General features: G+C 52.5%; 16 protein-coding genes and 2 tRNA genes. 1 reads left to right on the top strand and 17 read right to left on the bottom strand.

Annotated features, from left to right (window positions below; all coding sequences use genetic code 11):
- Window positions 1-28 precede the first annotated feature (28 nt).
- Both ACFOSD_RS00520 and ACFOSD_RS00525 read right to left on the bottom strand, forming a co-directional pair.
- A complete protein-coding gene (locus tag ACFOSD_RS00520; RefSeq protein WP_380694728.1) occupies window positions 29-1102 on the bottom strand; it encodes an AI-2E family transporter in 1074 nt (357 codons plus the stop codon).
- Entirely contained in the window at window positions 1095-1343 is a 249-nt protein-coding gene (locus tag ACFOSD_RS00525; protein WP_380694726.1) for a sulfurtransferase TusA family protein, read from the bottom strand. Before ACFOSD_RS00525 ends, ACFOSD_RS00520 begins: the two co-directional genes overlap by 8 nt.
- Between ACFOSD_RS00525 and ACFOSD_RS00530 the strand changes: the two genes are divergently transcribed.
- Complete coding sequence (locus tag ACFOSD_RS00530; protein WP_380694724.1) at window positions 1342-2772, top strand: M48 family metallopeptidase; 1431 nt, start codon at window positions 1342-1344, stop codon at window positions 2770-2772. The two genes, ACFOSD_RS00525 and ACFOSD_RS00530, sit on opposite strands and share 2 nt — an antisense overlap.
- Before the next feature lie 66 nt (window positions 2773-2838).
- Here the strand turns inward: ACFOSD_RS00530 and nadA are convergent, their stop codons facing one another.
- The 15 genes from nadA to aspS form a co-directional block, all read right to left on the bottom strand.
- Window positions 2839-3894 carry a quinolinate synthase NadA gene (gene nadA / locus ACFOSD_RS00535; RefSeq protein ID WP_380694722.1) on the bottom strand — a complete coding sequence of 352 codons (1056 nt, stop codon included), beginning with the start codon at window positions 3892-3894 and terminating at the stop codon, window positions 2839-2841.
- A 110-nt stretch (window positions 3895-4004) separates the two neighbouring features.
- Window positions 4005-4080: transfer RNA gene (locus tag ACFOSD_RS00540), tRNA-Lys, on the bottom strand.
- Window positions 4081-4195: 115 nt separating this feature from the next.
- A tRNA-Lys gene (locus ACFOSD_RS00545) sits at window positions 4196-4271 on the bottom strand.
- A gap of 57 nt (window positions 4272-4328) precedes the next feature.
- On the bottom strand, window positions 4329-5006 hold the full coding sequence (queC, locus tag ACFOSD_RS00550; protein WP_380694720.1) for a 7-cyano-7-deazaguanine synthase QueC: 678 nt from the start codon (window positions 5004-5006) through the stop codon (window positions 4329-4331).
- Between the two features lie 6 nt (window positions 5007-5012).
- Complete coding sequence (locus ACFOSD_RS00555) at window positions 5013-5822, bottom strand: tetratricopeptide repeat protein (RefSeq protein ID WP_380694717.1); 810 nt, start codon at window positions 5820-5822, stop codon at window positions 5013-5015.
- A 15-nt stretch (window positions 5823-5837) separates the two neighbouring features.
- Complete coding sequence (pal, locus tag ACFOSD_RS00560; RefSeq protein WP_380694715.1) at window positions 5838-6431, bottom strand: peptidoglycan-associated lipoprotein Pal; 594 nt, start codon at window positions 6429-6431, stop codon at window positions 5838-5840.
- A 74-nt stretch (window positions 6432-6505) separates the two neighbouring features.
- Window positions 6506-7801, bottom strand: a complete 1296-nt coding sequence (tolB, locus tag ACFOSD_RS00565) for a Tol-Pal system beta propeller repeat protein TolB (RefSeq protein ID WP_380694713.1) — start codon at window positions 7799-7801, stop codon at window positions 6506-6508.
- Window positions 7802-8716 carry an energy transducer TonB gene (locus ACFOSD_RS00570; protein ID WP_380694711.1) on the bottom strand — a complete coding sequence of 305 codons (915 nt, stop codon included), beginning with the start codon at window positions 8714-8716 and terminating at the stop codon, window positions 7802-7804.
- Window positions 8717-8728: 12 nt separating this feature from the next.
- Window positions 8729-9148: a protein TolR gene (tolR, locus tag ACFOSD_RS00575; RefSeq protein WP_380694709.1), complete on the bottom strand. Its 420-nt coding sequence runs from the start codon at window positions 9146-9148 to the stop codon at window positions 8729-8731.
- The gene (gene tolQ, locus ACFOSD_RS00580; protein ID WP_380694980.1) at window positions 9145-9900 is read right to left on the bottom strand and encodes a protein TolQ; all 756 of its coding nucleotides are present in this window, start codon (window positions 9898-9900) and stop codon (window positions 9145-9147) included. The genes tolR and tolQ overlap by 4 nt, the downstream gene beginning before the upstream one ends.
- Before the next feature lie 178 nt (window positions 9901-10078).
- Window positions 10079-11092, bottom strand: a complete 1014-nt coding sequence (gene ruvB / locus ACFOSD_RS00585; protein ID WP_380694707.1) for a Holliday junction branch migration DNA helicase RuvB — start codon at window positions 11090-11092, stop codon at window positions 10079-10081.
- A gap of 13 nt (window positions 11093-11105) precedes the next feature.
- Window positions 11106-11702 (bottom strand): Holliday junction branch migration protein RuvA, encoded by a 597-nt coding sequence (gene ruvA, locus ACFOSD_RS00590; RefSeq protein WP_380694705.1) that lies wholly within the window; start codon window positions 11700-11702, stop codon window positions 11106-11108.
- 387 nt (window positions 11703-12089) lie between these two features.
- The gene (gene ruvC, locus ACFOSD_RS00595; protein WP_380694703.1) at window positions 12090-12611 is read right to left on the bottom strand and encodes a crossover junction endodeoxyribonuclease RuvC; all 522 of its coding nucleotides are present in this window, start codon (window positions 12609-12611) and stop codon (window positions 12090-12092) included.
- Window positions 12612-12626: 15 nt separating this feature from the next.
- The gene (locus ACFOSD_RS00600; protein ID WP_380694701.1) at window positions 12627-13355 is read right to left on the bottom strand and encodes a YebC/PmpR family DNA-binding transcriptional regulator; all 729 of its coding nucleotides are present in this window, start codon (window positions 13353-13355) and stop codon (window positions 12627-12629) included.
- 19 nt (window positions 13356-13374) lie between these two features.
- Complete coding sequence (aspS, locus tag ACFOSD_RS00605) at window positions 13375-15147, bottom strand: aspartate--tRNA ligase (RefSeq protein WP_380694699.1); 1773 nt, start codon at window positions 15145-15147, stop codon at window positions 13375-13377.
- Window positions 15148-15213: the final 66 nt, after the last annotated feature.

The following is a 15213-nucleotide window of genomic DNA, read 5'->3' on the forward strand; positions in this document are numbered from 1 at the left end:
CAAGCTGACTCTGCAAAGACAATATTTTTTACACGATGTCAGGATGCTTGGGCCAGGCGTTGTAGATTGCCTTCACCAAGGTGGCAAGCGGTATGGCGAAAAATACGCCCCAAAAGCCCCACACACCGCCAAAAAACAACACGGCAATGATGATGAAGATCGGGTGTAAATTAACCGCTTCGGAAAACAACAAAGGCACCAGGACGTTCCCGTCCAAAATCTGAATCACCAAATAAACCACCAACACGGTATAAAACTGTGGACCAACACCCATCTGAAACAACGCAATCAGGGCCACCGGCACGGTCGCCAAGGTAGCGCCGATGTACGGTATCAACACCGACAAACCCACCAATAACGCCAACAAGGCCGCATAATTCAGTCCAAGTACTTCAAAGGCAACAAAGCTGACTGTACCGACGATGAGAATTTCAATGACCTTACCACGAATGTAGTTGGCAATTTGCTGGTTCATTTCTATGCCAATATTGGTCAATAGCCGCCGCCGCGTAGGCAAAAGAGTAAGCCACGAATCCCAGAGGGTGCGCCTGTCCTTGAGCATGAAAAACACCATCAAGGGGACAATGATGAGGTAGATCAAAATAGTGACCAGATTAGGAATGGTCGACAACGAATATTCGAGTATGCGCGGTAAAAAGTTAGCCGCTTGATTGCCAATGGAACTTAAATTGAGCTGGCTCATAAAGCGGCGCGTTTCCGCTTCATCGAACACGTCCGGAAAACGTTCGGGCAACAACGCCAGTGCCGCTTGCATTTGATTGAGCATCTTGGGCAATTCACTGGTCAGGGTCATGAGCTGCCCCCACAAGAAAGGCACCAAGACCAGGAGCACCAAAAGCAGTACCCCCAAGAACAGGAGTGACAAAAGCGATGCGGCCACGGTAATGGGTAGCTTCATCCGCACCAGACGATCCATAATAGGCGCCAAAACATAGGCCACAATCAGCGCTGCAATCACGGGTGCCAGCACCCCGCCAAACAACCAAATGACAAGGACAGCGGAAACCAACACCAATGCCAGTATGACGGCCTCTTCATCATGAAAATAACGCTGGTACATGCGCTCGAACACTTTAAGCATGACGTGGACCTGCCTCAATAATAAACACGCACTGTTGTGGGTCGAATCGTTCTTCCACAAGAACATGATGCGTACTGCTGATAAACCGAGGGATATCCCGCCGGGACCCCGCATCCGTCGTGGCAATCAATAACTGTTCACCCGGTATAGCATGGGCCAGCCACTGTTTGGTTTTCAACAATGGTAAAGGACATGCCAACCCTGTGGCATCGATGTGGGTCTGAGCTATATTGGTTGCCATGAAACGACCTGTCGCTGACTCATCCTCAAAACGCCTATTTGTACGATGGGGTTTACCACTATTTTTGCCCTTATGCACGCTGCTTATTCTGCTCACGACCAGTGCATCCGTTGGTTACGCACAAGCCAATTTACCGACGCTGGGCCAAAAAGATATCCGCACCGAGTTTGAAGAAGCAATATCCGGCTTACGCTACTTACGCTTTCTTAACAGAGAAGGCATCGTAGTACAGGACCCTGCACTGAGCTACTACCTGGAACAAAGCACCACCCCGCTGCTGCCGCACTTTGTCGGTGACCCAAGCCTAGCGCAATTGTCCATCATGGGTATCAATGATCGAACCTTTAATGCCTTTGCGGTGCCCGGTGGTTTGGTCGGTGTGCACCTTGGCTTATTGGAAAATATGACCGAAACCGCCGATGTGCAAGCCATCATAGCACACGAATTGGGTCATCTCGCCCTCGGCCATCATGCGCGGTTGGCGACCAGCGCCAGGGAATCCACCGCATGGGTCATTGCCAGCTTACTGCTGACGCCACTGGCAGCACAGATTGATCTCGACCTAGCTGCCGGCTTGTTTTACGGCGCACAAGGTTTTGCCATTCAACAACGATTAGCTTTTTCACGGGCCATGGAAGAAGAAGCCGATCGCGCCGCCGTTAACGCCATGCGGTCGAGCGACCTATCTTTACAGGGCGTGATCAATGCGTATGAAGCAATGGCGCGCGTGCAACGCAGTCAGTCCGGAACAACCCAAAGTTCCTACCAAGGCACGCATCCGAACGTCAGCGCACGCTTAGCCGACCTGCGCAATCGTTTACAGGAAAACCCGACGGTCGCCGCGGGCTCAACACTGAGTATTCCCCTGTGCTGGGTGCAAGTCGACCTGGCGTTTACCGTACGCAGTCAAGCCGAGCGCTGCTTGCAGTATCAAAACCTGCACCGCCAACCGAGAAGCGAACAAGGTGAGCACTGGCAACGTTTGTTGACCACCTACCCGGCCAATCCGTACCTGTTTTACCGGGCCACCCAATGGCTGCAAGCGCAAGAACGCACACAGGGCGAGGCGGTACGAACAGAATTAAAAAGACAGGGTCGATTGATGCCTGACAGCGGCTTGGTTGCCCTGAGTGTACTTTCAGGTCAACTGTACGAGTCTACTACGGAGCACGAACGCTGGGCGCGCACATTAATGGGCTTAGCGCCCAGCAATGACCTGTTGAGCTGGAGTGTACTCAGTGATAGCTACAATCGCTTGGACAAACGAGCTCTAGCGTTCCGGGCCTCGGCTCAGAGCAGTTGGATCAAAGGAGAAGTAGGCACTGCGGCAGAACAATTACAGCGCGCCATTGAATTATCCGAGAACAGCACCGAACGCTTGGCTTGGACGCCGCAGTTGCGTCGCTGGCAGGCTTTAATCAGCTCCTAGGGAATCTCTGAACAACTACCTCGCCGACATTGTTCAGAGGTTGCCTAGCAATGGCTCACAGGTCTGTTACCGCACACCGTTGTTAAAATCTAACATTCGCTGCAGCGGGATCATCGCTTGCTGTCGCAACATTTCATCGACCTGGATTTCCTGATTACCTTCCAGTAAGGCAGCACGCAGATTATCCAATTGATTCATCGCCATCCAAGGACAGTGCGCACAACTCCTGCAGGACGCTCCGTTGCCAGCCGTTGGCGCTTCAATGAACGACTTCTTCGGATTGGCCTGCTGCATCTTGTAGAAAATGCCACGGTCCGTCGCCACAATGAATTGCTGGTGTGGCAATGTTTGTGTGGCTTTCAGGAGTTGGGTCGTAGAACCTACCACATCGGCTAGGGCCAATACCGCCTCCGGGCTCTCAGGATGCACCAACACAGCCGCATCCGGATACACCGCCATCAGCTTCTGCAAACCCGACGCCTTGAATTCTTCGTGCACTACACAAGCGCCGTTCCATAGCAGCATGTCGGCACCGGTTTGTGACGCAACATAACGACCGAGGTGCTGGTCGGGTGCCCACAGAATTTTCTCTCCCCGGTCATGCAAATAACTGATCACATCAACCGCAATGCTCGACGTCACCACCCAATCAGCTTGGGCTTTTACCGCTGCAGACGTGTTGGCATACACCACCACGGTGCGATCAGGGTGTTGTGCTCGAAAGGCGGCGAATTCAGCGGGTGGACAACCCAGGTCCAGCGAACACTCAGCCAACAAGGTTGGCATGATCACCCGTTTCTCCGGACTCAGAATCTTGGCGCTCTCGCCCATAAAACGCACGCCAGCCACCACCAGAGTCTCTGCCTCGGTTTGGGCACCAAAACGTGCCATTTCCAACGAATCGCCAATAAACCCACCGGTACGCTCTGCCAACTCTTGCATCAGTGGATCGGTATAGTAGTGCGCCACCAACACTGCATTCTGAGCCTGCATCAATTCTGCCAGCTCGTTCATCAGCACGTTTTTTTCAGCGTGAGTCAGAATACCGTGATCTACATGCTCTGGAACGCAGACTGCGGGTATGGAAGAAATCTTTGGGCCAACCGAAAAGGATGCATTCATAAAGCGCTGCTTAGCTTGGATTCAAAGGACATGAGATCTCTACTATCACGATAGTCAACATCAAGGCAATAGATCGATGATCAATAAATTGTGGAGATCGCAATGAGAAATGGTGGGTCGTGCAGGATTCGAACCTGCGACCAATTGGTTAAAAGCCAACTGCTCTACCAACTGAGCTAACGACCCTCAAGCGGCGTGCATTCTGCGCTTTTGATACAAAAAAGTCAACCGTATTAAGCACTTAGGCTTGCTGACTCTGCTTAAAGACCATCACCACGGAGGCAGAAAGTCCGTTGGGAGGTGGTGGGTCGTGCAGGATTCGAACCTGCGACCAATTGGTTAAAAGCCAACTGCTCTACCAACTGAGCTAACGACCCTTAAGCAAGGCGGCATATGATAGGGATTTTTTCTTTGAACGCAAGTCCCTAATTTAATTAATTTTTTTTCCAGTAACGTGTCGGGTCTGTCAGCCCGGCATCGCGGAAACCCTGTTGTCGCAGCCGACAACTGTCGCAAACACCGCAGGCTGCGCCTACACTGTCAGCTTGGTAACAGGATACGGTTTGCGCGTAGTCCACGCCCGCCGCAACGCCGAGCCGAATGATGTCTGCCTTGGTTAGGTGCAACAAAGGGGCTTTTATAACAATCGGTTGCCCGGACACTGTTGCTTTTGTCGCGACATTGACCAGATGCTGGAAGGCCTCAACGAACTCGGGGCGACAATCCGGGTAGCCGGAATAATCCACCGCATTGATGCCCAGGTAAATACTGTCCGCTTGTGACACTTCGGCCACCGCCAAAGCAAAAGCGAGGAACACAGTGTTCCGTGCCGGAACATACGTATTAGGTATACCATCTTCCTGCTGTTCAGGAACGACGAGTTCTGGATCCGTTAACGACGACCCGCCCAACTGACCGAGATCAATATCAATTACTCGATGCTCATGCAAGCCCAAGCCTTCAGCAACACGTTGTGCGGCAGCCAACTCGGAAGAGTGGCGCTGGCCATAGCGAAAACTCAGCGCCACCACACGGTCGTGCTGTTGGCGCGCAACCGCGGCTACCGTGGTGGAATCCAACCCGCCGGAAAGAAGAACAATAGCTGTACTCATGGTGCGTTATTCTTGCAAACTGTTAATACGCTGGCTGGCCAAGGTGGCCAACTGAGAATCCGGTGCTGCGGCAATGACTGCTCGATAGTATTCCAGAGCTCGGTTCACATCACCTACCCGCTCTTCCAGAAAACCAAGCTTGAAGGTGGCGTCATTGCGCCGCGTGGATTGCGGATAGTCTGATAACACCTTCTGATAGACTTCCCGTGCATTGTCAAACTCACGCAGTAATGTGAAGACTTCACCCAGCCAGAAATACGCGCCATCCAGCAACAAACCATCCGGATGATCGGTGATGAAGGTCTGCAATGCTTCCACTGCACCCTCGTAATTGCGCTCACTGATTAAATCGCGTGCTGCATTGAACTGCGCCTGTTCATCTGCAGACACCGACTGCGCAGGCTGCACTTCGGTAGCACGTCCCGCCAACGATTGCGCACCCGATGCTTGAATACTCGTTAAGCGTTGATCCAAATCGATATAGCGTTCACGGTTGTCACGTTCAGCAACCTGCAACCGATAGGTCAACTCTTCAATCTGACCTTGCATCAATTGCATCTGGCGCTCCATGCGGAACAGCCGATCCAATAATTGTGTCAAGCTGTCTTGAGTGGCGAACTCAGACGACAGCTGACCTTGCAACGTACTCAAACGCTGACGCAATAACTCATCGGTAATTAACTCGTCCGCTAAAATACCCCGCCCGGACTGGTTAATCAGCGTAGGACGACCTTGTTCAATTGGCGGTGCTGCAGAAAGCAAAGAGCTGCCAACAAGGGCAGCTCCTGCAACAGCACTTATGAAATAACGCTTCATAAGAGAGGTACTGTTTTATTGATACTGAATTTGCACGCGGCGATTCAAAGCCCAAGCGCTTTCATTAGAACCGCGAGCAGCAGGCTTCATTTCACCAAACGACGTTACATACATTTGCGCACCGTCTACACCGCGCAGGCTTAAGTAATCTTGAACCGCTTTGGCACGGTTTTCGCCCAATGCCAAGTTGTATTCAGCGCTGCCTCGTTCGTCGGTATGGCCTTCCAAGACGACAACGCTGTCTGGATTGTCACGCAGATAAGTCGCGTGCTGATCCAGTACGTCGCGGCTAGCCGCATCGACTGTGAAGCTGTCAAAAGCAAAGAACACAACAGTGATTTGCGGCATGGCCATCGCTGGCTCTTCTTCAGCAACCGGGGTATCGATGATCATCACGCCACCGGTACCGGCCTGCTCTGGAGTGTCAATAACCATGACATCGCCGGTCGATGAACCGGCATCGGCTTCTACGCCGCCCGTTTCAGCTGGCGCCGTTGTTTCAGTAGAAGTGCTAGCACCAGAGTCGTCATCTACTTGCGCAGAGCTACAGCCCACTACGCCCAGAATCCCTGAAACCAACAGTACCTGCAGCAGTTTAATTTTAGACATCGTTCAATCCCGTTAAATTTAAGTTATTGCAAATCATGGTCGACATCATAGCACGACCCTGAAATCTCTTACTACTAATAGGTAAATGGTGACCATGCCGGTTCGCGTACATCACCAAACCGACTCGGCATAACACTTTCTACCTTACCATCAATTGACACCCACGCAAGTTCTGAGTTTGTGCCACGTTTTGTTGCGTATATCACCATAGTGCCATTTGGGGCTAAACTGGGAGACTCATCTGCTCCGTTGCCACTCGTCAGCACCTGCACCCGACGATTATCCATTTCCATGGTGGCAATATAATATCCCCCGCCGTTGCTGTATACCATGGTGATTCGTTCACCGTTAGAACCAACTCGTCCACGCGCATTATAGCGCCCGTCAAAAGTCAATCGTTCCAGCGCTTGCGACGCTAAATCCAATTTGTATATCTGCGGGCTACCGCCACGATCCGAGGTAAATATCAGGCTGCTATTGTCCAGCCAGTCAGGCTCGGTATCAATAGCCCAATGATTCGTTACCTGCTGCAATCGGTTCGATTGCAAGTCCAGCACATAAATATTGGGGCTTCCGCCCCGACTCGACGTCAATGCTATTCTGCGCCCATCTGGAGAAAACGCTGGCGCGCTGTTAATAGCACCTTGTCGCTCTGCCAGCGTACGGATCGTCCGAGAAGATAAATCCAACATCTTCACTACGGAACTGCCATCGGGCATAAAATCTACAAACGCCAACTTTGTAGCATCCGGCGACCAGGCGGGTGACATAATCGGTTGCGACGAGCGATACCATATTTGCTCGTTCCAACCGTCGGCATCCGCTATCTGCAAACGATACTGTGCCCCAGCATCGTTTTCCTGCATCACAACATAGGCTATTTTGGTCGAAAATACGCCTCTAATACCGGTAATTTCTTCGTAAATCGCATCGCTGACGCGGTGTGCCAAGGCGCGCCATTGGGCTATTCCCGCCTGCAATGATCCCTGCAGAACGCGTTGTTCACGATAGGGATCATATAACTCATAGGTCACTTCCACGCGATCGCCTTCTATACCACGCAAGCGACCGATAACCAGGAAATCCTGCTGCAATAATCGCCACTCCGCAAACACAATACTGTCGCTTCGACTGGGCCAGCTGCGCATAGCCGTTTGATCCAGCGCTTCAAATTGTCCCGTGCGCTCTAAATTGGCAATAATAATATCGGACATTTCAGACGGTGCAGCCCCTGGACCCGTCCACAAGAAAGGCACCACCGCTATACTGGTTTTGTCATCATAGCCTTTCGTAACCGTTATATTGAGCTGTGCAACGGCAGTGTTGACACACAAACACAGCAACAATAGTCGTATCAATCCGATTTTCATTTATACCTCCGGAACGAAAGTCATGGTAAAGCGCCTAAATGAACGCTCAAACACACGGTTATCAGACGGCACTTGAAAACGACCCACACGGTCAATCGCCTGCAATACCGAACGATCTAAAGCAGCATTCCCACTCGACTGGGCAATAGCCGCAGAAACAATTTCACCGGTAGGCAATAACTGAATCAGTACAGTGGGCCGCATGCTGTTGTCTACATTGGGTGGCAAACTCCAGAATCGCCGCACGGTATCACCAATCAATTGCTCATAAGTGATAATGGCTTGCTGTTCGCGCTCCGCTTGTTCTGCTGCAGCCTCTGACCGACGCTGGTCGGCCTCCAACGAACTCAGCATTGTACTCTCCAGCATGGCCAAATCTTCATCCGTAATCGTGCGCGGTGCAGGTTGTTGTGCTGGCTCGGATTCAGGCTCAGGCTCAGGCGCTGGTGCAGGCTCAGGCTCAGGCGCTGGTGCAGGTGTCGGAGCGGGTGCTGGCTCCGGTTCCGGTTCTGGTTCTGGTTCTGGTTCTGGTTCTGGTTCTGGTGTAGGAGCTGATACCGGTGCAGGCTCTGGTGTAGGAGCTGGTACCGGTGCAGGCTCTGGTGTAGGAGCTGGTACAGGCGTCGGAGCCGGTGCTGGTGCAGGCGTCGGAGCGGGTTCAGGCGTTGGTGCCGGCGGCGTAACGCGCGCGGTTTCAACTTGTCGAGGTGGTGGTGGCGGTGTCGGGCGAGCAACAGGTGCTGTAGCAGCCTGCGTGCGGTTTAAGGTTACCAGCTCGGCTTGAATAACATTGGGGGCACTGACTTCTCTAGGACTGCTGAACGTGGGCAGTCCAATTACCACAAACCCACCGATCATCAAATGCAATATGACGGTATAAAGGCCAGGAAACAAGTGGTCCCAATCACGCATCATTCATGCAACCCATCATACCGGGTCTGTTACCAGGCCGACATTGCCGACCCCGGCAGACTGCAACAAAACCATCAACTCCACCACACGGCCATAGGGCACACTGCGATCACCGCGCACTAATACCGCTGTATTCGGATTACGCCGAATGATTTCGGCGACAAAATTATTGACCTCCGATAACTCAATCGGTTGTGGGTCTTCTTCACCCAGTTCTAAAAAAACTTGCTGCTCGGCATTAATAGACACAATGAGATTTTCCCGGTCATCTTCAACGGGCAATGGCTCGGTGGATGCTCTTGGCAATTCCACCTCCACGCCTTGCGTCAGCATCGGAGCGGTTACCATAAAAATAATCAATAGCACTAACATCACGTCGATATAGGGAACGACGTTGATTTCCGCAACAGGCTTGCGCTTACCGCTTATCTTCATGCTAGCCCCGAGTCTCCAACAGGACGTGAATTCCCAGTTTCTGTACGTGGACGGCTTGGCGCAGCCGACACCGTAGATTTACGCGACAAAGCATGTATTTGACGGTGCAGAATGCTGGTAAATTCCTCTGAAAATGTCTCATAAGATCCGACCAGCGTTTCCGCACGATGTGAAAAACGGTTGTAGGCGACCACCGCCGGAATAGCGGCAAACAAACCCATCGCCGTCGCAATTAGAGCCTCAGCAATACCGGGCGCGACGGTCGCCAGCGTTGCTTGCCCAGCCGTATTACCTAATCCGATAAAAGAATTCATAATACCCCACACCGTACCAAACAAGCCGATATAAGGTGAGATAGATCCTACTGTTGCAAGGAACGATAAGTGATTGTCCAACTTATCTTCTTCTTTGTTAGTAACGACACGCATGGCCCGCTGAATAGCCGTCATGGTGGCTTCGGGGTCCATTTCGGCTTGTTGGCGAGCACGTGTAAACTCTTTAAATCCGGCACGAAAAATGGCTTCTGAACCACTGTCCGGATCGGGGGATGCGTTGACCTGACGAAATAACTGGGTCAGATCCATTCCCGACCAAAAGCGTTCTTCGAAGTTTTCATTACTTTTCTTCGCGCGTGATAAGAACTGCACACGCTCAAATATGAAATACCACGAAAACACCGACGCCAACACCAGCGTAAGCATAACGAACTGCACCAGTAAACCTGCACTGGTAATTAACGACCAATAAGACATGTCATCATGCACGCCGATGTTCTCCTTTTAACCTCAGAAGCAAGCAAACTGAATATTGCCGACCGATATTGACGACAATGTACCGAAAAAGATATGCCCTAACCAGCGGTTATCGTTGAAAAGACAAAGCCCATTCGCAACCTATACACAGCACAAAAAACGCCTAAAACACCACATGTTAACGCGTGCTGATGCGGTTTAATCCGAAATGTTGATAGGCAAGGTCGGTCACCAATCGCCCACGGGCGGTGCGCACAATATAGCCTTTTTGGATAAGGTAAGGTTCTACTACATCTTCCAAGGTATCGCGCTCTTCACTTAATGTGGCCGCTAAGCTTTCAATGCCGACCGGCCCACCATCAAAGCGCTCGATCATGGCGAGCAGCATTCGGCGGTCCAATAAATCAAAGCCTGCCGGATCAATATCCAGCATGGTCAAGGCAGCATGCGCAACCTCATAAGTCACCACGCCATCCGCTTTAACTTCGGCGTAGTCCCGCACCCGGCGCAATAAACGATTGGCAATTCGCGGCGTGCCGCGTGAACGCGTGGCGATTTCCAGGGCACCTTCATCGGTCATTTGCATACCCATCAGCCCCGAAGAACGATGCACGATATGGGTTAAATCCGTGACATTATAGAATTCCAGACGCTGTACAATGCCAAAGCGATCCCGCAGCGGTGAAGTCAATAACCCCGCACGCGTCGTGGCGCCAACCAAGGTAAAAGGGGGTAATTCGAGTTTGATGGAACGGGCAGCCGGACCTTCGCCTATCATAATATCGAGCTGATAGTCTTCCATGGCCGGGTAAAGAATTTCTTCAATATGCGGACTCAGACGATGAATCTCGTCAATAAACAACACATCGCCCGCCTCCAGATTTGTCAACATAGCCGCCAAATCACCCGCTTTTTCCAGCACCGGGCCAGACGTGGTTTTGATTTGGGCGCGCATTTCATTGGCAATGATGTTGGCGAGGGTCGTCTTCCCTAGCCCTGGTGGCCCAAACACCAGCATATGATCCAGTGCTTCGGCACGGTTGCGTGCGGCAGCGATGAAGATCTCTAACTGTTCGCGCACCACCGGCTGCCCTACATAATCACTGAGGCGGGTTGGCCGAATGGCGCGGTCAAGCTGCTCTTCTTTCGGCGTTTTCGGTTCGGGGGCGATAAAGCGATCCGTTTCAATCATGCTAAAAATAGTCTCACAAGGCGGACTTCAGAGCCAGACGGATGATTTCATCGCTGGCCATGCCCGGCGCGGCGACTTGTTTGATCATTTTGCTGGCCACAGCAGGTTTATAACCTAACGAAATCAGGGCGCTTTCCGCGTCTTCCACGGGGTCCGCAACCACGGTTTGGGCTACCGGAGAACTGAACAGCGGGCCTGCACCTGTAGCGGTATGCACCTTACCTTTAAGCTCCAACGCTAACCGTTCGGCCATTTTCTTGCCGACACCAGGAATTTTTATCAATTGGTTAATATCGTCCGTTTCAATACACGTGGCGAAATCGTCGGGCTCTATCGCCGACAAGATGGATAAAGCCAGCTTGGGCCCTATACCATTAACCTTTATGAGCGTGCGAAACAGTACACGTTCGGATTCATGCGCAAACCCAAACAGCACATGAGCGTCTTCACGTACACTGAGGTGCGTCCATAAACGCACAACTTCGCCCAAACCCGGCAACACATAATAGGTGGTCATGGGCACCAAGATCTCATACCCCACGCCTTGCACATCCACCACAATCTCCGGTGGCTGTTTCACCACCAATTCACCGCGTATATGTCCGATCATGTTTGCCCCATTATTAATCACAGAATAACATCGCAACGCGCACTGGCGGGGGTAGGATGCCTCTTTGGGGACGCCGTGAATCCGTCCATGGAGGCTTGATGCGCACGTCCTGTGCGCACACACCCCGCAGAGGCACCCTACCCCCGCCAATGCGCTTTCATCTCCCACCAACTGATCAACAATGGCTTAGATCACCATTACGGCGGTCTGATCTGTCTTTGTGACGATGACAATCAAGACGTGGTGGTTACCGGAGAGGGTTCGACAGGGCGTATGCGGCCATGGATGGCCGCAGCGAGCCTCCAAGGACGGATTCACGGCGTCCCTTAGAACTCTACTCCGGTAGCCGACACGTCGAACTGAAACCACAAAAATTGACTGAGCAGACTAAACCGTCCGCCCCCGGCGACTCCCAACAGCCCCCGCGATACGCCCCATAGAAGCGCTGAAGTTCGCATGACAAAGCGCAATGGCCAAGGCATCTGCCGCATCTTCCTGTGGCGTACCCGGCAAAGACAACAGAATACGCACCATATGCTGCACCTGCTCCTTTGTTGCACTGCCCTTACCCACAATCGCCTGCTTCACCTGCCGTGCCGCATATTCGTGCACCGGCACACCGGCTTGCAACACCGCCACCATCGCTGCCCCACGGGCATGGCCCAGCTTTAACGCCGAATCCACATTGCGGCCCAAAAAAACTTGCTCAATGGCACATTCTGTCGGCTGAACTTGCACACAAATATCTTGAATATGCGAAAAAATAGCATCCAACCGCGCCGGAATGTCGGCCAATTTTGCCACATTAATGCAACCACTGGTCACATAGCGCGGCTTTGACGCCGAGGTATCGATCACCCCAAATCCCGTCCGCCGCGAACCAGGGTCAATTCCCAGGATAATGCTCACTAAAACGCCACCCGCTTAAGCGGGAGGATTTGGAAAGGCGGCATTGGTGTAGACACTCTGCACATCATCGGACTCTTCCAGCATATCGATCAACCGATACACTTTATCGGCCAATACCGGGTCAACGTCTACGTATAAATCCGGCACATAAGACACTTCGCCTTCCGGCGCATAGCCCGCTGCCACCAGCGCTTGCTTCACATCAAGAAAAGCACTGATGGACGTGCGCACCTCACATGAACCGTCTTCCGACATAATTACATCGTCGGCACCGGCCTCTAACGCCACGTCCAGGATGGCATCTTCATCGGCAGACTCAACAAACAACTGCCCAACATGCTGAAACAAATACGCGACCGAGCCGTCGGTACCTAAATTACCACCGCATTTGCTGAACGCATGCCGCACTTCACTGACCGTACGATTGCGATTGTCCGACAGACACTTCACCAATACAGCGATACCGCCCGGCGCGTAGCCTTCGTAACTCAGTTCTTCGTAGTGATCACCATCTTGCGCCCCGGCACCGCGTGCAATGGCTTTGTCGATGGTGTCGCGCTTCATATTATTGGTCAGCGCTTTATCCACCACCGAGCGCAGGGTGGGATTATCTTCCGGGTTGGGGCCACCGGTTTTCGCCGCGACCACCAACTCGCGGATGATCTTGGTAAAGATCTTTCCGCGCTTGGCATCTTGAGCGGCTTTTCGGTGTTTGATGTTGGCCCACTTGGAATGACCGGCCATCAGTGTTTCTCCCCTACCTTCAACCTTCGGTGACGGACTTACGAACCCGAATGTTCAATTCGCGCAACTGCTCGTTACTGACCTCACCAGGCGCTTGCGTCATAACACAGGCGGCCGATTGAGTCTTCGGGAAGGCAATCACGTCACGGATACTGTCCGCGCCGGTCATCAACATGATCAACCGATCAAAGCCAAAGGCCAAACCGCCGTGCGGTGGTGCGCCGTATTGCAAGGCATCCAGCAGGAAGCCAAACTTCTCCCGCTGTTCTTCAGGCGTAATAGCCAACAGATCAAACACCACCGCTTGCATCGCTTGGTCGTGAATACGAATAGAACCACCACCCAACTCAGTACCGTTAAGTACCAAGTCATAAGCACGGCTCAGCGCTTTTTCCGGTGCTGCACGCAACTCTTCCGGCGTGCACTGCGGGGCGGTAAACGGGTGGTGTAAGGCGTGCAAGCTGCCGTCGTCATCTTGCTCGAACATGGGGAAATCAACGACCCACAGCGGCGCCCACTCAGCCGTATACAGATTCAAATCTTCTCCCAGCTTGATGCGCAACGCGCCCAATGCATCGTTAACGATACGGGCTTTATCGGCACCAAAGAAAATCAAATCGCCGTTTTCAGCACCCAAGCGCTCCAACAAGGCTTTGCGTACAGCCACAGGCAAGAACTTCACAATGGGCGACTGCAGGCCTTCTTCCAAGTCAGACAGATCGTTGACTTTAATATAGGCCAGACCTTTCGCCCCGAAGATGCCCACATACTTGGTGTAGTCATCAATTTGCTTACGAGTTAGCTCACTGCCTTTGGGTACGCGCAGTGCGGCAACACGGCCTTTGGGGTCGGTCGCGGGACCAGAGAATACTTTGAACTCTACCTCAGCCATCAAGTCGCTAACGGTCACTAATTCTAGCGGAATGCGCAGGTCGGGCTTATCACTGCCGTAACGTTCCATAGCTTCAGAAAAAGGCATGTGCGGCAATTCGCCGAACTCAATGCCCAGGCTCTCTTTAAAGATATGACGAATCATCCCTTCGGCCACGCCCATGATGTCGCTCTCTTCAACGAACGAGGCTTCCATGTCGATTTGGGTAAATTCGGGCTGCCGGTCAGCGCGCAGGTCTTCATCGCGGAAACACTTAGCGATTTGATAATAACGATCAAACCCGGCCACCATTAACAATTGCTTGAACAACTGGGGCGACTGCGGCAAGGCAAAGAATTTGCCATCATGCGTACGACTGGGCACCAAATAGTCCCGCGCACCTTCCGGCGTGGCGCGGGTCAGAATGGGCGTTTCGATTTCCAGGAACCCTTTGTCATCCAAATAACGGCGCAGCGCCGTTGAAATACGGCTGCGCAGAATCAGTTTGCTTTGCATTTCTGGACGGCGCAGATCCATATAGCGATATTTCAATCGTACGTCTTCACCCACCCCGGAATGACTGTCAAGCGGGAATGGAGGCGTAGCGGCCGCGTTCAGTACGGTGATCTGTTTGCCCAATACTTCTATTTCGCCGGTCGGCAGGTCTTTGTTCACTGTACCTTCAGGACGAGCACGTACACGCCCGGTGACCTTAACCACATATTCACTGCGCACTCTATCTGCGGTGTTGAAATTCACGTCGTCATCAGGATCGAACACCACCTGAACGAGTCCGTCACGGTCGCGCAGGTCCAGGAAAATGACGCCGCCATGGTCACGCCGACGATGTACCCAGCCGCAAAGTGTGACCGTTTCTTCGTTGTGAGAACTTCGCAGTTCCCCGCAGTAATGAGTTCGCATAGTATTATCCAGAATGCTCGCTGTGTTTTTGGCAGGCCGCGAAGCCGGAGCTTGGCCTGAGAGAAA

The sequence above is a fragment of the Salinispirillum marinum genome (assembly GCF_042650105.1).
GTDB lineage: Bacteria > Pseudomonadota > Gammaproteobacteria > Pseudomonadales > Natronospirillaceae > Salinispirillum > Salinispirillum marinum.